Source organism: Desulfatitalea alkaliphila (assembly GCF_022968795.1).
Classification (GTDB): Bacteria; Desulfobacterota; Desulfobacteria; order Desulfobacterales; family Desulfosarcinaceae; genus Desulfatitalea; species Desulfatitalea alkaliphila.
Map to the genome: position 1 here is coordinate 99,780 of NZ_JALJRB010000004.1, position 25,023 is coordinate 124,802.

A 25,023-nucleotide genomic window follows, 5' to 3' on the forward strand; every position below is an offset into this window, starting at 1 on the left:
CGATTTAGCGATCATTGAGCACTTTGGCGGCTTCCACGGCGAAATAGGTCAGAATCAGATCGGCGCCGGCACGTTTGATGGCCGTCAGCGTCTCCATCATCACGCGCGGGCCGTCGAGCCACCCTTTTTCGGCGGCGGCCTTGATCATCGCATATTCGCCGCTGACATTATAGGCGGCCACGGGAAGATCGAACTCCTCCTTGATGCGGTAGACGATATCCAAATAGGGCAGGGCCGGCTTGACCATAACGATGTCGGCGCCTTCCTCCACGTCCATGGAGACTTCGCGAAGGGCCTCCCGGGCGTTGGCCGGATCCATCTGGTAGGTGCTCCGATCACCGAATCGGGGCGCCGACTCAGCCGCTTGGCGAAAAGGGCCGTAGTAAGCCGAGCAATATTTGGCGGCATAGGACATGATGGGCACGTGGCTCAGTTCGGCTTCGTCCAGCACGTTGCGGATCTCGGTGACACGGCCGTCCATCATGTCCGAAGGGGCCACCATGTCGGCGCCGGCCTTGGCATGGGAAAGCGCGGTCTGCGCGATCAGATCGAGGGACAGATCATTGTCGATGGTCTGCCCCTTGACCACACCGCAATGGCCGTGGTCGGTATATTCGCAAAGGCACACATCGGTGATCACCGTCAGCTCGGGTAGTTTGGATTTGATTGCCCGCACGGCCCGCTGCACGATGCCGTCCTTGGCATAGGCCTGGGTGCCCATGGGATCCTTTTTGGTCGGGATACCGAAGAGAATTACCGCCGGAACGCCCAGTTCGTGGGCCTCGCGCGCCACGGCGACCAGGTGGTCGAGGGAAAGCTGGAAGTGACCCGGCATGGAGGCGATGGCGTTCTTCACATCCTTGCCTTCGACGGCGAACAGCGGCAGTATCAGGTCTTGCACCTGTAACTGGGTTTCACGTACCATGCGGCGCAAGGACGCGCTTTGTCGCAGTCGACGGGGGCGGTAATCGGGAAAAAGCATCGGGTTCTCCTTTGTTTCCGGCCGCTCAGCCGGGATGCACGAACACGTTTCGTGACCGGTTGCGCCGGCAAGTCTTGAACATGCCGGATGCCGAATCAGGGCATGCCCTTTCAGACCGTTTGGGCGATCTCTTCATCGGTCAGGTAGCAGGCGGGGTCCGGGGCCCACACATTGCCGGTGACGGCTTCGGCGCGCACGCGGAAATTGCCGCCGCAAATGTCCAGCCAGCGGCAGGTGGCGCATCGGCCCTGAACATACTTTTTCTTTTCCTTGAGTTGGCGCAACAAGGGGTCTTCGGGGTCTGTCCAGATCTCGGAGAAGGGGCGCCGGCGCACATTGCCGAAACTGTGGTGGCGCCAGAACTGGTCGGCATAAACCTCACCGTCCCAACTGACGCAGCCGATGCCGCGGCCCGAATTGTTACCCTCGTTCATTTCGAGCAGTTCCAGAACCTCCGCCGCCCGTCTATGATCTTCTTTCAGCAGTCGCAGGTAGAGGTACGGGCCATCGGCGTGGTTGTCCACGGTCAGTACCTCCTTGGGCTTGCCGGCGGCGTGCAGACGTTGGGTGCGGTCGATGATCAGGTCCACGGCGGCGCGGGTTTCGGCATGGGTCAAATCGTCCACCTGCAGGGCCGATCCCCGGCCGGCATAGACCAGGTGATAGAAGCAGACCCGCGGGATCTCCATCTCCTCGAGCAGATCGAAAATGCCGTCGATCTCCTGCACATTGCGTTTGTTCATGGTAAAGCGCAGCCCCACCTTGATCCCTTCCGCCTGGCAATGTTCAATCGCGGCGATGGCCTTGTCGAATGCGCCGGGAACGCCCCGGAAGTGATCGTTGACCGTTTTCATGCCGTCCAGGCTGATGCCCACGTAGGAAAGCCCGATCTGCTTGAGGGTCTTTGCCATGTCGCGCGATATGAGGGTGCCGTTGGTGGAGATGACGGCGCGCATTCCCTTTTCCACCGCATAGGCCGCAAGATCGGGCAGATCCTTGCGCACCAGGGGCTCGCCGCCGGAAAAGAGCAGCACCGGGACGCCGAAGGCGGCCAGATCGTCGATCAGCCGGCGCCCTTCGGCATGGGACAACTCGTCGGCGGTCCCGTCGTCGGTGGCGTGGGCGTAGCAGTGCACGCATTTGAGATTGCAGGCACGGGTGACATTCCACACCACCACGGGGCGCTTGTCGGCGGAAAATTGAAGCAGGTGGCTCGGTAGTTGGGAAGAATGGCGGCCGTAGCGCAGGGCGTCGGAAGGTTCCACCGTGCCGCAGTAGAGCTTGGAGATCCCGATCATGGGGTGTCGTTCCTTTCCGGGTCCGCTGCCTTGGCCGCATCCGGCGCGGCCGTTTCCGGTTCGGCCCGGGTCTGTTTGAGCAGTTGCGCGATGAAGGCTTCGGGCGCTTCCAACGCCTGGCGGGTCAGAAAGAAACGGTTGCGCCCGGTCTTTTCGCGCACCAGTTTCAAGCCATACTCCAGATCGGCGCTGAGGCGTTTGTAGATGGCGTCCAGGTCCGGCGAGGCGTGCAGCCACTGCTCGATGAAAAAGTCGATCGCCTCCTCTTCAAAGACGATGTTGATACCATGCTTTTTCAAAAAATGCATCTCTATGGTTTTGATCTGTTCATAGAAATGGGTGAAGGCATCGAACACCCCGTTGATGTCGGTGGTGTGGCCGGCATAATACTCGGCGATCAAGGCCGTGCGCACATCGGTCAAGGGCAAACCGAACTTCTCGCTCAGATGGCGATGGTTTGCCTTGACGTAGCGTGCCAGGGCGCCGATTTCCTCGTTCCGGACGGCCTGGAATGTACTGTGCATCTCCGGATGGTCGGGTGCCGCTTCCAGCTTGGCCAACCACTTGTCGGGATGGATCAGTATCTCCCGCGAGACGGCGAAGTGTTGCACCTTGGTGGAAGGCAGGCGTTTCTCGAAACCCAACAGGAACCGCTCAACGGCACTGACCAGGCCACGGGCACCCGTATTTTCGTCAAAGGCCTGTTTGGCGATGAGCTGCAAGGCGCTGCGGGCGAATTTGGCGGTGATGCCGTAGGCGGCGAAATCCAGCTTTTTGCCCAGAATGATCGGGTTGTTGGGGTTTTCCAGAATCGTGAAAAGATCCTGCTCGGTCAGATGCTCGAAAACCGCACGCACCGGCAGACGACCCACGAATTCCGATTCGAACCCGTAGCTGATCAGATCCTCCGACTTGACGCGGGTCAGAATGTCCGCCTGATCTTCCGCGCGCGTGAAGGTGGCACCGAAACCGATGGCCTGATCGGTCAGCCGCTTCTTGATGATTTTGTCCAACTCGCTGAAGGCGCCGCTCATGATGAACAGGATGTTTTTGGTGTTGACAGTGGAACGGTCCCGCTGACCGGTTTTGCGGAAGCGTTCGATCTCCTGCAGCATAGCGATGGGGTCGTGGGGCACCTTCAAATCGACCTCGGTCTCCTCCATGGGCTTGAGCAGGGCCCGTTGAACGCCGGTCCGGGAGACATCGGCACCCACCAGGTTGTGGGACGAAGCGATCTTGTCGATTTCGTCGATATAGATGATGCCGTATTGGGCCTTTTCGATATCGCCGTCGGCTTCGCGCACCAGGTCGCGCACCAGGTCCTCCACATCGCCGCCCACGTAACCGGTTTCGCTGAACTTGGTGGCATCCCCTTTGATAAAGGGCACGCCGAGCTTGTGGGCGATCAGTCGGATCATGTAGGTCTTGCCCACGCCGGTGGGCCCCAACATCAGGATGTTGTTCTTGATGCCACCCACCATGGGGCTGAAACGATCCGGTGTCGCTTGCATGTGGCGGATGCGATTGAAATGGGTGCAGATCTTGGTGGCCAGGATCGCTTTGGCGCGCTCCTGCTTGATGATGTATTGGTCCAGATAGGCGACCAGCTCTTCCGGTTTGAGGTCGAAATGGATTTCCTTGTCCGGCGGCACCTGTCTCTCGACGGTGTCCGACGCCTCTGCCTGGGGCAATACGATGGGGGTCGCCAGCTTGACCGACCCGCCGTATCTCTTGGTCAGAAAATCGCCCAGTTCTTTTTCCAACTCTTTGGGGTCCGGGAATTTTTCGTTGTTTGTTTTCATAATGGCCGGACTATAATCACCGGTTTTTCGGTTTGCAAGACAGCAAAGGGGGACATCCATGGCGCTTGGATTTTCCCGTGACCGAGTTTTCAGGGAAAATCAAAAAGCGATGAAGGTCCCCCTACGCTTTTTGAATGGTACGCCCGGTTGGGATCGAACCAACGACTCCCAGCTCCGGAGGCTGGTGCTCTATCCACTGAGCTACGGGCGCGTTGCGTGACACCTTCTAAACGAAACAGGTGGTGAAGTCAAGCGATCAGTCGGTGCACCGTATATTGGGTATATTGCGTTATTTGGGTTTGTCGGGTTGGTTGGGTTTATTTTAAGATTTTGAAATTATAAGTTTTAAGTTTTAAGTGTTAAGTTAAGGTATTCTATCGCTTGTAGGGGCACGGTGCCGTGCCCGGACCGGCCCGATCATCATGGGTCGGAAGCATGCACTCTTTATCGGCAACCACCATCCACCATGGTTCGCGCTCTATCTATTCTGGGTGGAATCAATCCTTCAGGGCCTTGATGCGCTTCCTTCGTCAGCAAATCCTATGGTTCATGGTCGGAATATGGTTTCTTCGCTATTGGTTAGAAGGATCTATCCGCTCGTCCACGCCGCCACCCATTAAAATCGATAAAATTCATTGCTTTAAACTTTAGACTTAAACTTTAAACTATCTTTTTAAAAATTGCATAGGATGTTCTAAGACAAAGAAATATCGGCCAGCGCAGTTTTCGCTTCACCCACAACATAAAGAGAGCCGGCGACGCAGATGACATCCGTGGGGCGGCTGGTTCGGATGGCGTGGCGTGCTGCGTCGCCCACGTCGGGCACGATCTCCACGTTGCTGCTCAGGGTGCGCGCCGTCTCGGCCAGGCGGTCGGCGGGCATGGCGCGGTTGATTTTGGGCTGGGTGACGATGGTGCGGTGGCAGGGGGCCATCAGGTCTTTGAGTATGGAGCGGTAGGGCTTGTCATCCAGGATGCCGACCACCAGCGTGATGTTGCGCTGCTTGAAGGTCTCCCGCAGATAGCGGCCCAGCACGCGGGCGGCCATCAGGTTGTGGGCGCCGTCCAGCACGATGTAGGGCTCGGTGGAAACCACTTCCAGGCGGCCGGGCCAGCGGGTCTCGCGCAGGCCGCTGCGTACATCCGCCTCGGTCACGGCGACCGTGGCCGTGCGTTGCAGCAGTTCACAGGCGGCCAGGGCCAAGGGGGCGTTTTGCAGCTGATGTGCTCCGGGCAGACCGAGCAGAAGTTTTCGCCAAGTGTGGTCCAGGCCGTAGTAATCGAATTGATCGCCTTCCCTGCGGCGGGCGCGAAAATCGCGACCCAATTGAAAAAGGGGGGCTGTGCGGGTGACGGCCTGGGCATGAATGACCGCCTTGGCTGCCTTTTGCCGGACACCGCTGACCACGGGGGTGTTTTGCTTGATGATGCCCGCTTTCTCGGCGGCGATGGCCGCCAGCGTGTCGCCAAGATAGCTGCGGTGTTCCAGGGAGATGTTGGTGATGACCGAAAGGGCGGGCCGGAGGATGTTGGTGGCGTCCAGGCGTCCGCCCATGCCGGTTTCGATGACCGCCCACTGCACCTTTTGCCGGGCGAATTGATCCAAGGCCATGGCGGTGGTGAATTCAAAGAAGGTCGGCTGGCGGGGCAGATCGTCGATGGCGAACACCCGCTGACACGCTTCGACCACTTGTGCGTCGTCGATGGGCTGCTCGTTGACGCAAATGCGTTCGTTGAAGCGCTCCAAATGGGGGGATGTGTACCGGCCGACGGTGTAGCCGGCGGTGGTCAGAATGCGGGAAAGCATTGCGGCCACCGACCCTTTGCCGTTGGTGCCGGCGATGTGAATGCAGCGAAGGCGCATCTCCGGATGGCCAAGGGCGGCCAGCATGGCACCGATGGTCTCCAGGCCCAGTTTGATGCCGAAGCGTTGCAGGCGGAACATCCGCTCCAGGTAGCCGTTGTAGGTGTCGTCAGACACGCACACCTCCCGTGATGTCCTTCTCGAACGCCTGACCGAACGCATTACAAGGGATCGCCGCCGGGCGCGGGTGCGCTGCCGGCGCCGGTTCGCCATAGAAAAAACCCGGCAGCATCAACGCGGATGGCCGGGTTCATCAGGCATTCTAATGTCGTGTCTATCGGTAGCGTTTGCGGCGGGCCGCGGCGATGCGCTGGCGCCGGAGTGCTTCGCGCTGCTTGCGGCGACGGTACTCACTGGGCTTTTCATAGCTCTTTTTGAGTTTCAAGCGCTTGAAAAGACCGTCGTTTTGGATCTTTTTCTTCAAGATCCGCATGGCTTTTTCAAGATCGTTGTCTTGAACTTTAACCGTAATAGCCTTCAACCTAATTCGCCCCTTTCGTTCCATCCAGGTTGATCGTCAAGCATATCAAACATTAGGGATGGTTAGTCAAGATCCGTGATTCGGATAAAGAGGCACATATACACAGATGCGGGTGGAATTGCAAATATAAAATTTGGCGCTCGAAGGAAAAGCAGCAATCTCGGTTCAGCTGCATGCCTGATCGGGTAAGCATACCATCGAAAATGAAATATAAGCATGCCGTCGTGCTTTTTGGGTTGGAAGAAAACGATCCCGATCCCGATAGCGATTTCGATCTGAAGCAACCAAATGGGTTGACACGCATTTCGCTTTCGGTAATATTCTCCTTTTTTGGTAATCTTTTGGTGTCTTTTCGAAATTTTGACGGCAGTGTCCAGTGACGGACATCTTAATAATGGATCCATCCATGCACATTAAAACAAAGGAGGCGATTGTATGCGGTTGATACTGTTAGGCGGCCCCGGTGCCGGCAAGGGAACCCAAGCCAATTACATCAAGGAAAGGTACCAGATTCCGCAGATCTCCACCGGCGACATGCTTCGCGCGGCGGTGAAAGCGGGAACCGAACTGGGCAAACAAGCCAAGGCGGTGATGGATACCGGAGGGTTGGTGCCCGATGATGTGATCATCGGTTTGGTCAAGGAACGGATCAAAGAACCCGATTGTGAAAAGGGATTTCTGTTCGATGGCTTTCCCCGCACCATTCCGCAGGCCGATGCCATGAAAGCGGCCGGGGTGCCCATCGATGCGGTGGTGGAGATCGATGTGCCCGACGCGGAGATCATCAAACGCATGAGCGGCCGACGCGTGCATCTGGCCAGTGGCCGCACCTATCATATCACCTTCAATCCTCCCAAGGTGGAGGGCAAGGATGACGAGACCGGTGAACCGTTGATTCAGCGCGACGACGACAAGGAAGAGACCGTTCGCAAGCGCTTGGATGTGTACCATGCCCAGACCGAGCCCCTGGTCTCCTATTATAAGGATTGGGCCAAATCGGGTGCGGCGGGCGCCCCCCAACATATCCGTATCGAAGGGGTCGGCAAGGTGGACGAGATCCGCGACCAGATCTTCAAGGCCCTGGATGCCATCCAGTAGCTGTTTCTGAAGTCCGCCCGCAGGCGGATTTGAAAGTTGGATAAACGTCCCGCATGGTGCGACCATGCGGGACGTTTGCGTTTTTAAATGATCGGCCACCCGCTGGTGTATTCCTTTCGAGTTGTCGGCGGCCATTTCAAAGGTCCAATCCGCTGCCCTCCTGTTCTTTGACCGTTTCATCGCGCCTTCAATGCTGGTTGTTCAACAGCGCTTTCATCCATCGCAAGGCCGACGGCTTGTCACGCAATTGGCCGGCCAAACGGGCTTCCTCCACGGCATCGAGCAGTTGGGCGAAACGGGCGGAGGGCTTCAGACCGAAATGATCGATCAGGTCCCTGCCGGTCAACAGCGGCGGCTCCCGGCGCCTGTGCTGAATCTCGGTCACATAGTGGGTGAGGCGATCGGACAAAAAGGCCTGCAAGGGATCTTGCGCGGGGGTGGGCGGCGGCTTTTTGCCCATGGTGTCGGCGATGGCGTGCAACAGGATGGATGGGGTTTGCGCGCCGCACACACGGAAAAAACGGCCTTCCGCTCGGGTGGAATAGTTGAGGAAAAGGTGCAACGGCCTTTGATGGTGCCGGATCAAGAAACAGGCGGCATTGCGAATGCGGTTGGGTGCCCGCAGCCGGCGCAGCACCGAATCGGCCAATTGTGCACCTGATGCGGCGTGGCCGTGGTAGTGGTACGCGCCATCGGGGCCTTTGGCGCGGCTGTCCGGCTTGCCGATGTCGTGCAACAGCATGGCCAGTTGCAAGGCGTGGCGGGCGGGGGGCGCCAGACCGGCCACGAAGTCGGCCGCGGCCGGGGGCAACTGTTGCGCCGGCTTGAACAGTAGTTCTTCCAGTGCTTTGAAAGCCTTCAAGGTGTGGGTCAGTGCGTCGTAGGCATGGTGCCGGTCGGGTCCACAGTCCCGCAGGGGCGTCAATTCAGGCAACAGGGCCGTCAGCAGGCCGTCGTCGGCCATGGCGCGCACCCGGTCTGCGGCGGTCGGACAGTCGAGCATGGATTGCAATTCGGTCCAGATGCGTTCACCGGCGGCGTTCCGGATCAGGTGGGCGTATCGGTGGATGGCACGGTCGGTGGCCGGCGCGATCTGGAAGTCCAAAACCGCCGCCAAGCGGTGGGCCCGCAGCAAACGGACCGGATCGTTTTGCAGGTTGGCCGCCGATACCATTCGGACCATCCGCCTTTGCAGATCCTTCATTCCTGCGAGCGGATCGATGATTTCACCGCTGTCCAGGCGGCACGCCAGGGCGTTGATGGTAAAGTCCCTGGTGTGCAAATCGGTTTCCAAGTCGTTTTGTTGCAGCGGTGTGATGTCAATCCAAACGCCCGTGGCGGACACGACACGATACAGGGCGAACGCTTCCCGGCCCAGCTCCACCACCCGCCCACCACCCGCACGGTCTGCCAGGAAGCGGGCAAAACGTTGCGCATCACCGGGTACTGCCACATCGTAGTCCGCCGGCTGTCTGCCCAGCGCCAGATCGCGAACCGCGCCACCCACCAAATAGGCGTCGGGCGCGGGGGGCAACAGATGTCGGGGCAGTTTAAGATACTTATCAACGGGCTGCATGCCGGAGCCTTTTTATTGCGTGGTACCCAATTAATGGGCCGACGGTGCGCTGGATATCATAAAATGGTGACCCACAAAGCCTAAGTCGGGGCGTTCCCCGTTGGAAATCGGGATTGGTATCGCTATCGAAATCGATTCGAACTGAGGCGCAAAACGGAATTGAGCCGATTTCGATCCCGATCCCGATTTCGACGCTGCTTTCGCCCGCTTCTGATTTTGTTTGGGCTTTGTGCATTACCGCATATCATGAAAAGGGTGATTATGGGTGCATCTATTCCCCATGAAAACCGGCTGTGATGCTTGCAAAACAGGATGCGGTTATGCACAAAACCCAAGTTGGGGCTTGCCCCGTTGGCAATCGAAATCGCTATCGGGATCGCTGTCGAAATCGAAGCGAAACAAGGCGTAAAACGGACCTGAATCGATCCCGATCCCGATTTCGATTTCGATACGGCTTTTGCCCGCTTCTCATCGTATTTGGGCTTAGTGCATAACCGCAAATCTGGATGCCCGAAAATACTTGACACTCCATAAACCTTAAGATAAGCATCGTCGTTAAGGTTGAACCTGCCCGGTCGCGAGCAATGGGACACCGTTTGCTCACTGAACCCAAAAACAAAACATCATATTCCTCCATCGCTATCAACAGTTCCACCATCATCGGAAGGGTAAATCACCCGGAATCATATGCAGGTTGGGTCTTTACGGCGGTTTGGTACGGGATTTGGGCGTTGGACTCCCTTTTTGCGGTAATACCGGTTCGGTCGAACAAGAGCCATTTGCTATTCATCTGCTATTGCGGGTGTGGTGGGGACCATGCCCGGGAAGTGCATCAAGAGACCTTGTCATGGAGAGCGTTCAATGAATGTTTCTGAATTGAAAAACCTGAAAATCAACGAACTCACCCAAATGGCCAAGAAGTTGAAGATCGAAGGCTATGCCGGGATGCGCAAGCAGGAGCTGATCTTCGCGCTGCTTCAGGGACAGATCGAGAAAAACGGTCTGCTCTATGGAGAGGGCACGCTGGAAATTTTGCCGGACGGATTCGGCTTTTTGAGGGCGCCCAGTTCCAACTACCTGCCCGGTCCGGACGATATTTATGTGTCGCCTTCCCAGATTCGCCGATTCAATATTCGCACCGGCGACACGGTTTCCGGTCAGATCCGCCAACCCAAGGAGTCCGAACGCTACTTCGCCCTGCTCAAGGTTGAAGGCATCAACTACGAAGACCCCGAAGTCGCACGCGAAAAGATTCTGTTCGACAACCTGACCCCCCTTTACCCCGAATACAAAATCAATCTGGAGACCGACCCGGAGAACTATTCCGCGCGGATCATGGATCTTCTAACGCCCATCGGTTTCGGCCAACGCGGGCTGATTGTTTCGCCGCCCCGTTCGGGCAAGACCATGCTTTTGCAGTCCATCGCCAACAGCATCGCCCGCAATCACAAGGACATCATTTTGTTCGTCCTGCTCATCGATGAGCGGCCCGAGGAGGTGACGGACATGCAGCGGTCGGTCAAGGGTGAAGTGATCAGCTCCACCTTCGACGAGCCGGCCGAACGGCACGTGCAGGTGGCGGAGATGGTGATCGAGAAAGCCAAGCGATTGGTGGAACATAAAAAGGACGTGGTGATATTGCTGGACAGCATCACCCGCCTGGCCCGGGCGTACAACTCGGTCATGCCGCCCTCGGGTAAAATCTTGTCCGGTGGTGTGGATTCCAACGCCCTGCAGCGTCCCAAACGTTTCTTTGGCGCGGCCCGCAATATAGAGGATGGCGGCAGCCTCACCATCATCGCCACCGCTCTCATCGACACGGGCAGCCGCATGGACGAGGTGATATTCGAGGAGTTCAAAGGCACCGGCAATATGGAGATCCAATTGGATCGTCGCCTGGCCGACAAGCGCATTTTCCCGGCCATCGACATCAAAAAGTCGGGTACCCGCAAGGAGGAACTGTTGTTGGACGAGCACACCCTCAACCGGGTCTGGATCATTCGCAAGTTGCTCGCCTCTCTCAATCCGGCCGATGCCTTGGAATTTATACTTGAAAAAATGAAAGGAACCGGGAATAATAAAGAGTTTCTGGATTCCATGAATGCTTAATTACTCAGGGGGTTGAAATTATTATGAAAGCGGATATCCATCCCAAATATGAGGAAACGACCATCAAGTGCGCCTGCGGCAACACCATCGAAGTGGGCTCCACCAAGGAGGGTATTTCCGTCGAAATCTGTTCCGCGTGTCATCCTTTTTTTACAGGTAAACAGAAACTGGTCGACACAGCCGGTCGCATCGAGCGTTTCCGAAAAAAATACGCTGGATTTCAACAGAACAAAAAATAGCGTCGCCTGTTCCGGTCGCATATGACGACCACGGTCAAGCTGTCTCCCCCTTCGCGTGGTGGCAGCTTGAGCTGTTTTGGGGCGGCCGTCGGCTGAATCTCTTTTCAGCATGCGCTGCCGTCGGTCTTGAACCGGGATCGGAATGATCATGCGAGGGATTTTGCGTCGTGTCCATGTTTGAAAAACTCATCGGTGTCGAGGACCGTTTTAAAGAGTTGGAGGGGTTGTTGAGCGATCCCAAGATTCTGCAGGACCGGTCTGCCTACCAGCAATTGGCCCGGGAGCATGCCGAACTCAATCCCATCGTGGAGGCGTTCAGGGCCTACCGCCGGATCGATGGCGAGCTGGACGAGAGTTATGAGCTGCTCAAGGACAACGACCCGGAGATGAAGCACTTGGCCAAGGAAGAGGTCGAGCGGCTGGAAAACCGCAAGCAGGACCTGGAGCAGGAGCTCAAAAAGCTGCTGGTGCCCAAGGATCCGCTGGATGCCAAGAACGTGCTTTTGGAGATCCGGGCCGGCACCGGTGGGGACGAGGCCGGATTGTTTGCCGGCGATCTGTTCAAGATGTACAGCCGCTACGCCGAGGCGCGGGGTTGGCGGATCGAGATCATGGACCTGCACAGCACCGGGGTTGGGGGCATCAAGGAGGTTGTGGCGCTGGTCAAGGGCAAGGACGCTTACAGCCGGTTGAAATATGAAAGCGGCACCCACCGGGTGCAGCGGGTGCCCCAGACCGAAACCCAAGGGCGCATCCACACTTCGGCCGTCACCGTGGCCGTCCTGCCCGAAGCCGAGGAGGTGGAGGTGCAGGTGGATCCCAATGATTTGCGCATCGATGTCTTCCGTTCCTCGGGACCCGGCGGGCAGTCCGTGAACACCACCGACTCGGCGGTGCGCATCACCCATCTGCCCACAGGCCTGGTGGTCATCTGTCAGGATGAAAAATCCCAGCACAAAAACAAGGCCAAGGCCATGACCGTGCTGCGGGCGCGGCTCTTGGACAAAATCACCCAGGAACAGGACGCGGAACGTTCCCAGCAGCGCAAGAGCCAGGTGGGCAGCGGGGATCGCAGTGAACGGATCCGCACCTACAACTTTCCCCAGGGGCGGGTGACCGACCATCGCATCGGTTTGACCCTCTATCGACTGGAGTCGGTGCTGCAAGGCGATATGGACGAGATCGTCGATGGGTTGATCACCTTCCACCAGAGCCAGGCCCTGCAGCATGCCCACTGATCCACCGCCGGCCGGGCCGCCCTGGACGGTCATCGGGGTGCTGGAGTGGACCGCGGCCTATTTCAAGCGTCATCAACTGGATCATGCCCGCGGTGATGCCGATCTCTTGCTGGCCCACGTTCTGGGGTGCCGTCGCATCGATCTATACCTGCGTCACGATCAACCGTTGAATGAGGCGGAACTGGCGCGCTTTAAATTGCTCGTACAGCGCCGCGCCGGGCGTGAACCGGTGGCCTACATTTTGGGGGAAAAAGAGTTTTGGTCATTGCCCCTGACCGTTACCCACGATGTATTGATCCCGCGGCCCGACACCGAGTGTTTGGTGGAGCAGGCCCTGGCCTTTCTGCCGGAAGTGGCCGGCGACGCGCCCCATCGTGTGCTTGACCTGGGCGTCGGCTCCGGAGCCATTACCGTGGCCTTGGCCCATGAACGTCCAATACACCGCTTCTGGGCCTCCGATGCATCGTTGCGCGCCTTGCGGGTGGCCCGCGCAAATGCGCGACGCCACCATGTGGACCACTTGATTCACTTCTTTGCGGGCCGCTGGCTGGACCCGGTGGCGCCGGACGGGCAGGGGTTCGATCTCATCGTGTCCAACCCGCCCTATGTGCGCCGCGATGAGATAGCCCGCTTGGCGCCTGAAATTCGGGATTACGAGCCCATGGCCGCCTTGGACGGCGGTCCGCAGGGGGTGTCGGAGGTCGCCGACATCATCGCCGCCGCGCCGGCGCATATGCGGCCCGGCGCTCGGCTGCTGCTGGAAATCGGTTTCGATCAGCGTCCGGCGGTGGAAGCGTTGGCACAGAAGAGCGGCGCTTACGACCGGATCGATTTTCACAAGGATTATGCCGGGCATTACCGGGTGGCGCAGATGCGGCGGCGTGGGTAGGTGTGGATGTTGTTTTTTTCGGGCTTGCTCGGTTTGGTGTATCGGGTGGGTTGGGTTTTGGCGTAAGGATTCGAAATATATAGTTTTAAGTTTTAAGTGTTAAGTTTTAAGTTGAGGAATTCTATCGATTATTGAAGGTCGCTGTCGGAATTGAGTGGGTACACTGAAAAAGGTTGCATTCAAGTAATCGATTTGATACTAATCCACGGTTTTAGGGCAAGTCTGCGCAAGCGGGCTGCCTGCAACGGTTTCGGGGCGATGGGCCCTGGACCCGAAATTCAATTCGCACGCCCATGGACCCGGCGCTCCCGGTGCTTTCGCGAGAAAGTCGGAGCAGGGGATGAGATGGGCGCAGGCCGAACCAAAAAAGAAGGAGCGAACAATGGCGTATGTCACAATGAAAGAGTTGCTGGAAGCCGGTGTCCATTTCGGGCATCAGACCAAACGTTGGAACCCCAAGATGAAGCCCTACATCTTCGGCGCGCGCAACGGGATCTATATCATCGATCTGCAGAAAACGGTGCGCATGTTCAAAACCGCCTACGATTTCATCCAGGAAACCGCCTCCGCCGGGCGATCGGTGCTCTTCGTGGGGACCAAGAAGCAGGCGCGGGAGGCGATCTACGAAGAGGCCAACCGCTGTGAAATGTTCTACGTTCACAATCGCTGGCTGGGCGGCATGCTGACCAATTTCCAGACCATCAAAAAGAGCATCGACCGGCTCAACTACCTGAACAATATCGAACTGGACGGCTCCATCAACCTGTTTCCCAAAAAAGAGCGCCTCAAGATGGGCAAGGAGCGGGTGAAGCTGGACAACACCCTCGGCGGCATCCGTACCATGAGCCGTCTGCCGGGCGCCATCTTCGTCATCGATCCCAAGAACGAAGCCATCGCCGTAAAAGAAGGGCGGCGTTTGAACATTCCCATCGTCTCGATCGTCGACACCAACTGCGATCCCGATGAGGTGGATTACCTGATTCCGGGCAACGACGACGCCATCCGCGCCATCCGGCTCGTCACTTCCCGCATGGCCGATGCCTGCATCGAGGGGCAGAAACGGTTCGCGGAGAAGCAGCAGGCCCGCACCGACAAGGCCGAAGAAGAGCCTTCGGAGATCGAAACCGCGGCCGCCCATTTGAAGCCGGGCGAGCGCAAAGTCATTTCCGACGGTACCCAGGGGCCGATCGTGGAGATCATCCGTAAGACCGGCGAAGAAGAGACTGCGCCGGCGAACGAGGCAGCGAAAACCGATTCCCCGGCGACAGCCGAGTAGACAGGAGAAGAAGATAGCATGGCAGAGATCAGTGCAACAATGGTCAAGGCGCTCCGGGAGAAATCCGGAGCCGGGATTATGGATTGTAAAGAAGCGCTGGCCCAGTGTGACGGCGATATGGAAAAGGCCGTCGATTTTCTGCGCAAGAAAGGTCTGGCCACCGCCGCCAAGCGGGCCGGCCGGGCCACCAGCGAAGGCACCATTCAGTCCTATATCCACATGGGCGGCAAAATCGGTGTGATGGTGGAAGTGGACTGCGAAACCGACTTCGTGGCCAAAACCGACGATTTCGTCGAGTTTGCGCGCAATCTGGCGATGCACATCGCCGCCACCAATCCCGTGGCCATCACGCCGGAAGAAGTGCCCGAGGAAACCCTGGCCCGCGAGCGAGAGATTTATCGCGCCCAGGCCCTGGAGACCGGCAAGCCCGAGAAGATGCTGGACAAGATCGTCGAGGGCAAGATCAACAAGTTCTACAAGGAGAGCTGTCTGCTCAATCAGGCCTATGTGCGCGAGCCGGACAAGACCATCAGCGACTATTTGAACGAAGTGGTGGCCAAGACCGGCGAGAAGATCACCGTCAAGCGCTTTGCGCGATTCCAGGTGGGAGCCGAATAGTTTGCAAACAACTCCGCGACGATACAAGCGCATCCTGCTGAAACTCAGCGGCGAGGCGTTGATGGGCGACCAGCAGTTCGGCATCGGGGCGGACATGCTCCGCTACGTGGCCGACGAGATCAAAAGGACTCACGATCTGGGCGTGGAGATGGCCGTAGTGGTCGGCGGCGGCAATATTTTCCGTGGCGTCAAGGCCAGTTCTCTGGGCATGGAACGGACCTCCGCCGATCACATGGGCATGCTGGCCACGGTGATCAACAGCCTGGCTTTGCAGGATGCGCTGGAGAAAACGGGCATTCAGACCCGCGTGCAGAGCGCCATATCCATGCATGAAGTGGCCGAGCCGTATATCCTGCGACGCGCCCTGCGGCATTTGGAAAAGGGGCGCGTGGTCATCTTCGCCGCGGGCACGGGCAATCCCTATTTCACAACCGATACGGCCGCCGTGCTCCGGGCCCAGGAGATTCACGCCGAGGTACTGCTCAAGGCCACCAAGGTGGATGGCCTGTACGATGCCGATCCCGCCCTGCAAGCCGATGCCGAATTCATCGAATCCATCTCCTACATGGAGGTCCTCGAGCGGCAACTCAAAGTGATGGACATGACCGCCATCTCCCTTGCCATGGACAACGATTTGCCTCTGGTGGTGTTCAATCTCAAAGAGGCGGGCAATATCATCGGAGTGGCCCGCGGGGAGCGCATCGGTACCCTCATCGGCAATTGATCGGGCGCTGCCGCCCCTTTTCAACAACCGTAAAGAGGTGACACCCATGATTGAAGAGACCTACCAGGAGACCCGGGACCGGATGGCCAAGACCATCACCGCCCTGCAGGCCGAGCTCAAGCGCATTCGCACGGGGCGGGCCTCCACATCGGTTTTGGATGGCATCAAGGCGAACTACTACGGCACCTTGACCCCGTTGAACCAGATGGCCACCATCGCGGTGCCTGAAAGCCGTTTGATCACCGTGCAGCCTTGGGATGTGTCGGCCATCAAGGAGATCGAAAAGGCGATTCTAAAATCGGACCTCGGCCTGACTCCCTCCAATGACGGTAAGCTGATTCGCATCGCCATTCCTCCCCTTTCTGAGCAGCGGCGCAAGGAGATGGTCAAGCTGGTGCAAAAGACCGGCGAAGACCACAAAGTGGCCGTACGCAACATCCGGCGCGATGCCAATGAGTTGATCAAGGGATTTAAAAAGGACGGCGACGTCTCCGAAGACGACGCCTTCAAAGCCCAGGATCAAATCCAGAAATTCACCGACGAATTCATTCAGCGCATCGACGACATTTGCAAAGAAAAAGAGAAGGAAGTCCTTGAGTTCTGAAAGCGCTCAGGCCGGCCTCGACAGCGGTATGGTGCTGCCCCGTCACGTGGCGATCATCATGGACGGCAACGGACGCTGGGCCAAGAAGCGCCTGCTCAACCGTGTCATGGGTCACGAGAAGGGGGCCGACACGGTACGCACCGTGGTGCGCACCTGCCGAGAGCTGGGTATTTCCGTATTGACCTTGTACGCCTTTTCCACCGAGAATTGGCAGCGCCCGCCGGCGGAGGTCAATGCCCTGATGGCGTTGTTGAAGCGTTTTCTCAACAGCGAGGAGGCGGAACTCAAGGCCCGGAACATACGGTTGGGCGTGATCGGTCAACGCCATCGCCTGCCGGGGGATGTCAACAGTGTTATCGACCGGGTACAGGCCGCCACCGCCGCCAACAGCGGACTGCTGCTGAACCTGGCGCTCAGTTACGGTGGGCGCGCGGAGATCACCGAAATGGTGCAGGCCATTGCCACGAAAGCGGCCCAAGGGCAACTGGACCCCGCCCGGATCGACGCGCAGACGGTGGCGGACCACCTTTACACCCGGGGCATACCGGATCCGGATCTGTTGATCCGCACCAGCGGCGAAATGCGCATCAGCAACTTTCTGCTTTGGCAATTGGCCTATACCGAGATTTTCGTCACGCCGACCCTTTGGCCCGACTTCACCGCCGAAGAATTCATCCGTATCCTGCAGGATTTCTCCCAACGCGACCGCCGTTTCGGCGGGGTCGATCCACCGAACAACGGATGATTGGCGTGCCGACCCGTTGCTTCGTTGAACCCTGACCGGCGTTGCGAAAACCAACGCCGCACCCATCGGATGGCCCATGCACTGGAAACGTTGGATCACCGCCCTCGTCGGGCTGCCGCTGCTCATTCTCCTGGTCTTGAAAGGGGGCCCCACCCTTTTCGCCCTGGCCATTGCCGCCGTCGCCGTAATCGCCATGTGGGAGTACTTCCGCATCGTCTTAGCGGAACACAGCCCCCGCGTGCCCGGATATTTTCTTCTCTGGAGCTATATCGCAGGGGCCGCCGTGGTGCTGGTGGTGCCCTACCACGGTTTTCAAGCGGTCATGGCTCTCTTCGCCCTTCATCTGATCGGTGCCGCGGCCATGTCCATTCTGCGCTACAAACAGAGCACCGATGCCCCGGCGGTGGTGCTCAAGCAGGTCTTCGGCGTGCTGTACATCGCCGGTTTCCTCGCTTTCTTCGTGCTGCTCTATCACGATCCCCATGGCGTTCATTGGGTATTTTTCCTGTTCGTCGTGGTGGCCGCCGGCGACACCGGCGCCTATTACGCGGGGCGCACATTTGGACGCCGTAAACTCTGTCCGGCCGTCAGCCCCAAGAAGACCGTGGAGGGGGCCCTGGGCGGTTTGGTGGGCAGTTTGGTGCTGGCGGTGGCCTACAAGCTGGTGTTCATGCCGTTCCTGTCCCTGCCCGGCTGCGTACTTTTCGCCCTGCTGGTGGGCAGCGTGGGACAGATCGGCGACCTGTTCGAGTCGGAGTTCAAGCGCAGCGCCGGCGTCAAGGATTCCAGTAATCTGCTGCCCGGGCACGGCGGCTTTCTCGACCGCATCGACGCGCTACTGTTCGCCCTGCCGGTGGCCTATCTGCTCAAGGAATATCTGTTGACATGATACGCAACCTCGCCATTCTGGGATCCACCGGTTCCATCGGCCGCAGCACGCTCAAGGTGGTGGACCGATTTCCGGACCGATTCGCCGTCAAGGTCCTGGCTGCCAAACACAGCGTCGACCGTTTGGCCGATCAGGTGCAGCGGTTCGGTCCCGAAGCGGCCATCGTTTTCGATGCCGCAACTGCCCGCGCATTGCGGGACAAACTGCCGGGCGACTGTTCCGTCGAGATCCTGCACGGGGCGGAGGGCTATTGCGCGGCGGCCCGCTGGCCGACGACGGACATGGTGGTGGGCGCCATGGTGGGGGCGGCCGGACTGGCGCCGACCATGGCGGCCATCGAAGCCGGCAAGGATATCGCCCTGGCCAACAAGGAGACCCTGGTCATGGCCGGCGGTATCGTCACCGCCGCCGTGGCCCGCCGCGGCGTGCGGCTGCTGCCGGTGGACAGCGAACACAGCGCCATCTTCCAGTGCCTTCAGGGACAGCGGCGGCAAGACCTGGACCGAATTCTGCTGACCGCCTCGGGCGGTCCCTTCCGCACCACCCCGGCGGAGCAATTCGAGACCATCGAACCGGCCCGGGCACTCAGGCACCCCAACTGGCAGATGGGCGCCAAGATCACCATCGATTCGGCCACCTTGATGAACAAGGGGCTGGAGGTGATCGAGGCCAAGTGGCTCTTCGATCTTACCCCCGCACAGATCGAGGTGGTGGTTCATCCCCAGAGCATCGTGCACTCCATGGTCGCCTTTCGCGACGGCTCCCTTCTGGCCCAGATGGGCATTCCCGATATGCAGGGGGCCATCTCCTACGCCTTGTCTTGCCCCGAACGCCTGGCCTTGCATCAGCCCTTGCCCGACCTGACCCTTGCCGGCGGTTTGACCTTCGAACCGCCCGATCTGGAGCGTTTCCCATGCCTGGGGCTGGCCTTCGAAGCCTGTCGTGCGGGCGGCACCCTGCCGGCGGTGCTCAACGCCGCCAATGAGGTGGCGGTGGAAGCCTTCCTGGCCAAACGGCTGGGTTTCACAGGCATCCACAAGGTGATTCAGGCCACCATGGAAGCCCATGCCAACGCAACGGCACCGGATATGGAAACCATCATCGCGGCCGATCGATGGGCGCGGGGGGTGGCGGCGAACTTGATAAAATGATAAAGCGGTTTAGAATGTGGGGCAGCGGCGCTTCGTGCATCGCTTGAAGGGCTGGAACGGGTTCGGCCATCAACCGGAGCACCGCGGCGCCTGTGCCGACAGTTCACACAAATCGCGAATTCGCGCTTAAACAGAAATCCATCATGTTCAGCGGAGCATTATGAGCAGCGTTCTGATCTTCATCGTCGTCCTGGGCGTGCTGATCTTCTTTCACGAATTGGGACACTTCCTGGTGGCTCGTTTGTTCGGCGTGGGCGTCGAGCGGTTCTCCCTGGGTTTCGGCCCGCGCCTGTTCGGCGCCACCGTCGGGCGCACCGATTACCGGGTCTCCGCCGTTCCCCTGGGTGGCTATGTGAAAATGGTGGGCGAGGAGCCCGATGCGCCCTTGCCGCCGGAGGACCTGCCCCTCTCCTTCACCCACAAGCCGGTGGGCAAACGGGCCTTGATCGTTTTTGCCGGTCCCTTCTTCAACATCCTGCTGGCCGTCGCCATTTTCACCCTCGGGCTCTACATCGCCGGGCTGCCGAGCATCCGGCCCGTGGTGCGGGCCGTTGAAAGCGGCGGGCCGGCCGAGCAAGCCGGCATCCAGGAAGGGGACTTGATCCGGGCCATCGAAGGCCGGCCGGTGGTCTCCTGGCGCGACATCGATGCGGCGGCGGATGAGAGCGGCGGTCAACCCATGCGGGTGACCGTGCAACGCCATGACGATGTGCTGGAGGTGACACTGCGACCCGAACCGGCCAGCGCCAAGAATTTGCTGGGCGACACGGTGACCTACCATGAACTGGGGATCCGGGGCTACGCGGCGCCCCGTGCCATGGTGGACGGCGTGATGGAAGGCATGCCGGCCGCCGAGGCGGGCGTGCAAAAAGGGGATCGCATCGTGGCCATCGACGGCACGCCCATCGATGGCTGGGAGCAGATGCAGGAGATGGTGGCCGCATCGAAGGGGCGCCCCTTGAACTTCAGCATCGAGCGCGATCAAGCCCTTATCGAGCTTTCAATTGCGCCGGATGAAATCCAGGAAACCGATCTGCTGGGCATCAAGCAGAGTGTTTATCGCATCGGCATCCGCGGCTCGGGAGTGGTGATCCCCGAGCAGGACCGGGTGAACGTGCGCCTGGGGCCGGTGCAGGCCATCGGCATGGGATTGGGTGAAACGTGGCGCATCATTCGGATCACGGGCCACTTCTTCGTTAAGATGTTCCAGCGCCAAGTGGGCAGCGAGGCCATCGGCGGTCCCATCCGCATCGCCCAGATGGCCAATCAGCAGGCCCAGGAGGGGCTGCTCTCCCTGCTCTATTTCATCGCCATCATCAGCGTCAACCTGGCGGTGATCAATCTGCTGCCCATTCCGGTGCTGGACGGGGGCCATTTGCTTTTCTTCGCCATCGAGGCGGTCCAGGGCAAGCCGGTCAGCGTGCGTACGCGTGAAGCCGCCCAGCAGGTCGGGCTCTTTCTGCTGCTGCTGTTGATGGTCTTTGTGTTTTACAACGATATCGTGATTACCTGGTTCCGATAAGATGATCGGTTGCCACGGGTGAATGGCAATATCCCATTCATGGATGGATGCCGGAACGGATCGAGCAAATGGCAAGTCGCATTGAAATCACTCTGAAGCCGGAATTGATCGACGCCGAAGGCGAGTTGTTGCGCCGCAAGGCCGGGGACTATTTCGGTATTCAAATCGATGGTGTGCGCACCGTGCACATCGTCACCGTGGATGCCGACCTGGCGGTGGATCAGATCGAGCGGGCGCGCAACGAGATTTTCACCAATCCCGTCACCCAGATCTCCTCCCTGGCGCCGCTGCCCGTTGCGGCCGATTGGATCATCTGGGTGGGGTTTCGTCCCGGTGTGCGCGACAATCCCGGCGCCACGGCGGTGGAAGCCATGGCGGATTTGCTGGGCAAGCGCTTCGCCCAAGGCGAAGCCGTCTACACGTCCCGTCGCTACTGCCTGCAAGGCAAGCATTTGACCGCCGCGGACGTGGAGCGCATCGCCAACCAACTGCTGGCCAACGACATCATCCAGCAGTGGCGGATCTACAGCGCGGCGGACTGGGATCCAGCCCAAGGGGTGGGTCTGATCGTGCCCAAGGTGCGCCTGGACCACACCCCCACCTTGACCGTGCTGCCCATCGATAGTGACGCGACCTTGCAGCGCCTGAGCAAAGAGCGCAACCTGGCCCTCAATCCCAACGACATTCCGGTGATCCGGGCCTACTTCCTCGACCCACGGGTGCAGGCCGAGCGGGCGCAGGTGGGGCTCTCCGATCCCACCGACCTGGAGCTGGAGTATATTTCCCAGGCCCGCAGCGACCATTGCAATCACAACACCTTCCGCGGTCTGTTTCACTATACCGATGCGACCAGCGGGCAGCGGGAGACCATCGACAACCTGTTCAAGAGCTGCATCCAGACCCCCACACGGCAATTGCAGCAGCAAAAGCCGTGGGTGGTATCGGTGCTCTGGGACAATGCCGGCGTGGGCCGGTTCGACGATGCCCACTACTACACCATCACCGGCGAGACCCACAACTCTCCATCCAACATGGAAGCCTACGGCGGCGCCATCACCGGCATCGTCGGCATCTACCGCGACCCGCTGGGCACAGGGTTGGGATCCCGTCTGATCATGGGCAGCTACGGTTTTTGCGTGGGCCCGCGGGACTATGCCGGCGATCTCAAGCCGCGTCTGCATCCCCGCCGGCTGCTGGACGGGGTCATCGAAGGCGTGCGCGACGGCGGCAACAAAAGCGGCATTCCCACCCCTTTCGGCCAGGTGCTGTTCGATCACGGGTACATGGGCAAGTGCCTGGTCTATGTGACCGCTCTGGGCATCATGCCGGCCGAGGTGGCCGGTCGTCCTTCCGAGCAAAAGACCATCCTGCCTGGTGACGCGGTCATCATGTGCGGCGGTCGGGTGGGCAAGGACGGCATCCACGGCGTGACCGCCTCGTCGGAAACCTTTTCGGCCCACACGCCGGCCGGCCATGTACAGATCGGCGACCCCTACACCCAGAAGAAGATGCACGACTTCCTGCTGGAGGCCCGGGACCGGGGGTTGATTCGCTTCATCACCGACAACGGCGGCGGGGGGCTCTCCAGCTCGGTGGGCGAGACGGCCCGTTTCTCCAATGGGTGCGAGATTCAGTTGGAAAAGGTGCCGCTCAAATATGCCGGCCTGGACCAGTGGGAGATATGGGTGTCCGAATCCCAGGAGCGCATGACCGTGGCCGTGGCACCGGCGCATGTGGAAGCGTTTCTGGCCCTTTCGGCCCGCCACGGTGTGGAAAGCACGGTGATCGGAGAGTACACCGACAGCGGCAAGCTGCACATCACCTACGAAGGCCGTCCCTGCGCCTACGTGGATCTCGATCTGCTGACCGCCGGTTTTCCCCAATGGACCTTCGCGGCCGAATGGCGCGACCCCCAAGCGCGGGGCCTCATCGAGCCGGTGTTGGGTGTTCCCGGCGACCAGAACCGATTGTTGCTGGACATGCTGGCCCGTCCCAACATTTGCAGCAAGGAGTGGATCAGCCGCCAGTACGACCACGAGGTGCAAGGCACCAGCGTGATCAAACCCCTGGTGGGGGTGGGGCGCGATGTGGTCAGCGACGCCGCCGTGCTGCGGCCGGTGCTCGGTTCCCGTCGCGGCCTGGCCTTTTCCCAGGCTTTACTGCCGTTTTACTCGCGCATCGACGCCTACCACATGACCGCCTGCACCATCGACGAAGCGGTGCGCCGGCTGATCGCCGTGGGCGGCGACCCGGAGCACCTCGGCGGAGTGGACAACTTCTGCTGGCCCACCATCGAGTACGATCCGCTGACCAACCCCGACGGCCGGTTCAAAGCCGCCCAACTGGTGCGTTCCTGCCAGGCGCTGCGGGATATGTGCCTGGCCTATGAAATTCCCCTGCTGTCCGGCAAGGACAGCATGTATGTGGACGGCCATCTGCCGGGCCGCTATGGTGAAACGCACAAGGTGTCGGCCTTGGAGAGCCTGCAATTTTCGGCCACCAGCGTGATCCCGGACATCGAGCGCTGTGTCACGTTGGACCCCAAGGTCCCTGGTGACCGGGTTTACCTACTGGGCGATACACGCGACGAGCTCGGAGGGTCCGAATACTACGACCTGCTCGGGTACGTGGGCTGCCAAGTCCCCCGGGTGTGGCCCGAACCTTTCATGGCGCGCTACCGTGCCCTGGCCGAGGCCGTCGAACAAGGGTGGATCGCCTCGGCCCACGGTATTTTTCGCGGCGGCTTGGGCGTCCATCTGGCCATGAAGGCCATGGCGGGGCAAATGGGGTTGGCCGTGGATTTGGCCCGGGTGCCGGTGGAAGGCAATCCGACCAGGGACGACGTGCTGCTCTACGCCGAATCGGCCGGTCGCTTCATCCTCACCGTGGACCCGCGCCATGCCGAAGCCTTCGAGACCCTTTGCAAGGATCTGCCCCTGGCCTGCATCGGCCGGACCGTGGCCGAACCGCGGCTGACGGTTCAGGGATCGACCGGACAGACCATCATCGACCTTTCCGTCGCCGCCCTCAAGGAGGCCTGGCGCAAACCCTTTGGTGACTTGATATGAACCAGATCAACGCCCTCGTTCTGACCGGCTATGGACTCAACTGCGACCACGAAACCGCCTACGTTTTCGAACAGGCCGGCGCCCGTGCCGAAAGGGTGCACATCAACGCCCTGATCGACGGTTCGGTCTCCTTGGACCGTTTCCAGATTATGAGCTTCATCGGCGGTTTCAGCTGGGGTGACGATCACGGCGCCGGGGTGGTGCAGGCGGTGCGCATGCGCACCCGCATCGGCGATCAACTGCTGCGCTTCGTCGAACAGGGCAAGCTGGTCATCGGCATTTGCAACGGGTTTCAGTGCCTGGTCAACCTGGGGTTGCTGCCGGGGCTCGACGGCGACTACACCCGGCGCAGCGTGGCGCTGACCTTCAACGATTGCGGTAATTTTCGCGACGATTGGGTGCACCTGGCGGTGGATGCCGAGAGCCCGTGTGTTTTCACCCGGGGCATCGATCATTTGGAATTGCCCGTGCGCCATGGCGAGGGCAAGTTTGTCACCGACCGTGACACCCAACGGGCGCTGAACGCCAACCGCCAGATCGTGCTGCGTTACGCATTGCCCGACGGCCGACCGGCCAAGGGCGCCTTTCCGCACAATCCCAACGGCGCCATGGACGACGTGGCCGGCATCTGCGACCCCACCGGCCGGGTGTTCGGGCTCATGCCCCACCCCGAAGCCTTCAACCACTGGACCAACCATCCCGACTGGACCCGCACCAGGGAACTGGCCAAGCGGGGCCGAATCCCCATGCCCGCTGGCTTGACGCCCGGCGTTCGTGTTTTCAAGAATGCGGTGGACTATTTTGCGGCCGGATAGGCCGACAATGATAGGATTTCGAACCCGATCCCGAT

At 59.7% G+C, this 25,023-nt stretch carries 21 protein-coding genes and 1 tRNA gene; 15 read left to right on the forward strand and 7 right to left on the reverse strand.

What is annotated here, in order from left to right:
* Positions 1–4: 4 nt before the first annotated feature.
* The 6 genes from hemB to rpsU all read right to left on the reverse strand — a co-directional run bounded on the left by hemB (position 5) and on the right by rpsU (position 6,427).
* Entirely contained in the window at positions 5–982 is a 978-nt protein-coding gene (gene hemB / locus MRX98_RS05435) for a porphobilinogen synthase (RefSeq protein WP_246903736.1), read from the reverse strand.
* A gap of 110 nt (positions 983–1,092) precedes the next feature.
* Complete coding sequence (ahbC, locus tag MRX98_RS05440) at positions 1,093–2,280, reverse strand: 12,18-didecarboxysiroheme deacetylase (protein ID WP_246903737.1); 1,188 nt, start codon at positions 2,278–2,280, stop codon at positions 1,093–1,095.
* Positions 2,277–4,082, reverse strand: coding sequence for an AAA family ATPase (locus tag MRX98_RS05445; RefSeq protein ID WP_246903738.1), 1,806 nt, complete (start codon positions 4,080–4,082; stop codon positions 2,277–2,279). Before MRX98_RS05445 ends, ahbC begins: the two co-directional genes overlap by 4 nt.
* A 135-nt stretch (positions 4,083–4,217) precedes the next feature.
* Positions 4,218–4,293, reverse strand: a tRNA-Arg gene (locus MRX98_RS05450).
* A gap of 483 nt (positions 4,294–4,776) precedes the next feature.
* Positions 4,777–6,063 carry a bifunctional folylpolyglutamate synthase/dihydrofolate synthase gene (locus MRX98_RS05455; RefSeq protein WP_246903739.1) on the reverse strand — a complete coding sequence of 429 codons (1,287 nt, stop codon included), beginning with the start codon at positions 6,061–6,063 and terminating at the stop codon, positions 4,777–4,779.
* A 157-nt stretch (positions 6,064–6,220) separates the two neighbouring features.
* Positions 6,221–6,427: a 30S ribosomal protein S21 gene (rpsU, locus tag MRX98_RS05460; RefSeq protein WP_246903740.1), complete on the reverse strand. Its 207-nt coding sequence runs from the start codon at positions 6,425–6,427 to the stop codon at positions 6,221–6,223.
* Positions 6,428–6,862: 435 nt separating this feature from the next.
* Here rpsU and adk point away from each other — a divergent pair, with 435 nt between their 5' ends.
* Complete coding sequence (gene adk, locus MRX98_RS05465) at positions 6,863–7,525, forward strand: adenylate kinase (protein ID WP_246903741.1); 663 nt, start codon at positions 6,863–6,865, stop codon at positions 7,523–7,525.
* Between the two features lie 187 nt (positions 7,526–7,712).
* Here adk and MRX98_RS05470 read toward each other — a convergent pair whose 3' ends face one another.
* Entirely contained in the window at positions 7,713–9,101 is a 1,389-nt protein-coding gene (locus MRX98_RS05470; protein WP_246903743.1) for a CCA tRNA nucleotidyltransferase, read from the reverse strand.
* A gap of 861 nt (positions 9,102–9,962) precedes the next feature.
* Between MRX98_RS05470 and rho the strand changes: the two genes are divergently transcribed.
* The 14 genes from rho to MRX98_RS05540 all read left to right on the forward strand — a co-directional run bounded on the left by rho (position 9,963) and on the right by MRX98_RS05540 (position 24,988).
* Positions 9,963–11,210, forward strand: a complete 1,248-nt coding sequence (gene rho / locus MRX98_RS05475; RefSeq protein ID WP_246903744.1) for a transcription termination factor Rho — start codon at positions 9,963–9,965, stop codon at positions 11,208–11,210.
* A 23-nt stretch (positions 11,211–11,233) separates the two neighbouring features.
* Entirely contained in the window at positions 11,234–11,449 is a 216-nt protein-coding gene (gene rpmE, locus MRX98_RS05480; protein WP_246903745.1) for a 50S ribosomal protein L31, read from the forward strand.
* 173 nt (positions 11,450–11,622) lie between these two features.
* A complete protein-coding gene (prfA, locus tag MRX98_RS05485) occupies positions 11,623–12,687 on the forward strand; it encodes a peptide chain release factor 1 (protein ID WP_246903746.1) in 1,065 nt (354 codons plus the stop codon).
* Positions 12,677–13,576 carry a peptide chain release factor N(5)-glutamine methyltransferase gene (gene prmC / locus MRX98_RS05490; protein WP_246903747.1) on the forward strand — a complete coding sequence of 300 codons (900 nt, stop codon included), beginning with the start codon at positions 12,677–12,679 and terminating at the stop codon, positions 13,574–13,576. The genes prfA and prmC overlap by 11 nt, the downstream gene beginning before the upstream one ends.
* Before the next feature lie 382 nt (positions 13,577–13,958).
* A complete protein-coding gene (gene rpsB, locus MRX98_RS05495; RefSeq protein WP_246903748.1) occupies positions 13,959–14,852 on the forward strand; it encodes a 30S ribosomal protein S2 in 894 nt (297 codons plus the stop codon).
* Positions 14,853–14,870: 18 nt separating this feature from the next.
* The gene (tsf, locus tag MRX98_RS05500; RefSeq protein ID WP_246903749.1) at positions 14,871–15,470 is read left to right on the forward strand and encodes a translation elongation factor Ts; all 600 of its coding nucleotides are present in this window, start codon (positions 14,871–14,873) and stop codon (positions 15,468–15,470) included.
* Between the two features lies 1 nt (position 15,471).
* Positions 15,472–16,194, forward strand: a complete 723-nt coding sequence (pyrH, locus tag MRX98_RS05505; RefSeq protein WP_281432208.1) for a UMP kinase — start codon at positions 15,472–15,474, stop codon at positions 16,192–16,194.
* Positions 16,195–16,240: 46 nt separating this feature from the next.
* A complete protein-coding gene (gene frr / locus MRX98_RS05510; protein ID WP_246903751.1) occupies positions 16,241–16,798 on the forward strand; it encodes a ribosome recycling factor in 558 nt (185 codons plus the stop codon).
* A complete protein-coding gene (gene uppS / locus MRX98_RS05515) occupies positions 16,788–17,543 on the forward strand; it encodes an undecaprenyl pyrophosphate synthase (protein WP_281432209.1) in 756 nt (251 codons plus the stop codon). The genes frr and uppS overlap by 11 nt, the downstream gene beginning before the upstream one ends.
* Before the next feature lie 76 nt (positions 17,544–17,619).
* Positions 17,620–18,432 carry a phosphatidate cytidylyltransferase gene (locus tag MRX98_RS05520; protein WP_246903752.1) on the forward strand — a complete coding sequence of 271 codons (813 nt, stop codon included), beginning with the start codon at positions 17,620–17,622 and terminating at the stop codon, positions 18,430–18,432.
* Positions 18,429–19,583: a 1-deoxy-D-xylulose-5-phosphate reductoisomerase gene (locus MRX98_RS05525; RefSeq protein ID WP_281432210.1), complete on the forward strand. Its 1,155-nt coding sequence runs from the start codon at positions 18,429–18,431 to the stop codon at positions 19,581–19,583. Before MRX98_RS05520 ends, MRX98_RS05525 begins: the two co-directional genes overlap by 4 nt.
* A 160-nt stretch (positions 19,584–19,743) precedes the next feature.
* Entirely contained in the window at positions 19,744–21,105 is a 1,362-nt protein-coding gene (rseP, locus tag MRX98_RS05530) for an RIP metalloprotease RseP (RefSeq protein ID WP_246903754.1), read from the forward strand.
* Between the two features lie 68 nt (positions 21,106–21,173).
* Entirely contained in the window at positions 21,174–24,173 is a 3,000-nt protein-coding gene (locus tag MRX98_RS05535) for an AIR synthase-related protein (RefSeq protein WP_246903756.1), read from the forward strand.
* On the forward strand, positions 24,170–24,988 hold the full coding sequence (locus tag MRX98_RS05540) for a phosphoribosylformylglycinamidine synthase subunit PurQ (RefSeq protein WP_246903758.1): 819 nt from the start codon (positions 24,170–24,172) through the stop codon (positions 24,986–24,988). The genes MRX98_RS05535 and MRX98_RS05540 overlap by 4 nt, the downstream gene beginning before the upstream one ends.
* Positions 24,989–25,023 lie beyond the last annotated feature (35 nt).

What these genes read in the sequence shown, in the direction of transcription:
- hemB (WP_246903736.1), bottom strand. Translation starts at nt 982, where the DNA reads ATGCTTTTTCCCGATTACCGCCCCCGTCGACTGCGACAAAGCGCGTCC.
- adk (WP_246903741.1), top strand. Translation starts at nt 6,863, where the DNA reads ATGCGGTTGATACTGTTAGGCGGCCCCGGTGCCGGCAAGGGAACCCAA.
- rho (WP_246903744.1), top strand. Translation starts at nt 9,963, where the DNA reads ATGAATGTTTCTGAATTGAAAAACCTGAAAATCAACGAACTCACCCAA.
- rseP (WP_246903754.1), top strand. Translation starts at nt 19,744, where the DNA reads ATGAGCAGCGTTCTGATCTTCATCGTCGTCCTGGGCGTGCTGATCTTC.
- tsf (WP_246903749.1), top strand. Translation starts at nt 14,871, where the DNA reads ATGGCAGAGATCAGTGCAACAATGGTCAAGGCGCTCCGGGAGAAATCC.
- prfA (WP_246903746.1), top strand. Translation starts at nt 11,623, where the DNA reads ATGTTTGAAAAACTCATCGGTGTCGAGGACCGTTTTAAAGAGTTGGAG.
- frr (WP_246903751.1), top strand. Translation starts at nt 16,241, where the DNA reads ATGATTGAAGAGACCTACCAGGAGACCCGGGACCGGATGGCCAAGACC.
- prmC (WP_246903747.1), top strand. Translation starts at nt 12,677, where the DNA reads ATGCCCACTGATCCACCGCCGGCCGGGCCGCCCTGGACGGTCATCGGG.
- MRX98_RS05525 (WP_281432210.1), top strand. Translation starts at nt 18,429, where the DNA reads ATGATACGCAACCTCGCCATTCTGGGATCCACCGGTTCCATCGGCCGC.
- MRX98_RS05535 (WP_246903756.1), top strand. Translation starts at nt 21,174, where the DNA reads ATGGCAAGTCGCATTGAAATCACTCTGAAGCCGGAATTGATCGACGCC.
- MRX98_RS05540 (WP_246903758.1), top strand. Translation starts at nt 24,170, where the DNA reads ATGAACCAGATCAACGCCCTCGTTCTGACCGGCTATGGACTCAACTGC.
- MRX98_RS05470 (WP_246903743.1), bottom strand. Translation starts at nt 9,101, where the DNA reads ATGCAGCCCGTTGATAAGTATCTTAAACTGCCCCGACATCTGTTGCCC.
- rpsB (WP_246903748.1), top strand. Translation starts at nt 13,959, where the DNA reads ATGGCGTATGTCACAATGAAAGAGTTGCTGGAAGCCGGTGTCCATTTC.
- ahbC (WP_246903737.1), bottom strand. Translation starts at nt 2,280, where the DNA reads ATGATCGGGATCTCCAAGCTCTACTGCGGCACGGTGGAACCTTCCGAC.
- MRX98_RS05520 (WP_246903752.1), top strand. Translation starts at nt 17,620, where the DNA reads ATGCACTGGAAACGTTGGATCACCGCCCTCGTCGGGCTGCCGCTGCTC.
- rpmE (WP_246903745.1), top strand. Translation starts at nt 11,234, where the DNA reads ATGAAAGCGGATATCCATCCCAAATATGAGGAAACGACCATCAAGTGC.
- MRX98_RS05445 (WP_246903738.1), bottom strand. Translation starts at nt 4,082, where the DNA reads ATGAAAACAAACAACGAAAAATTCCCGGACCCCAAAGAGTTGGAAAAA.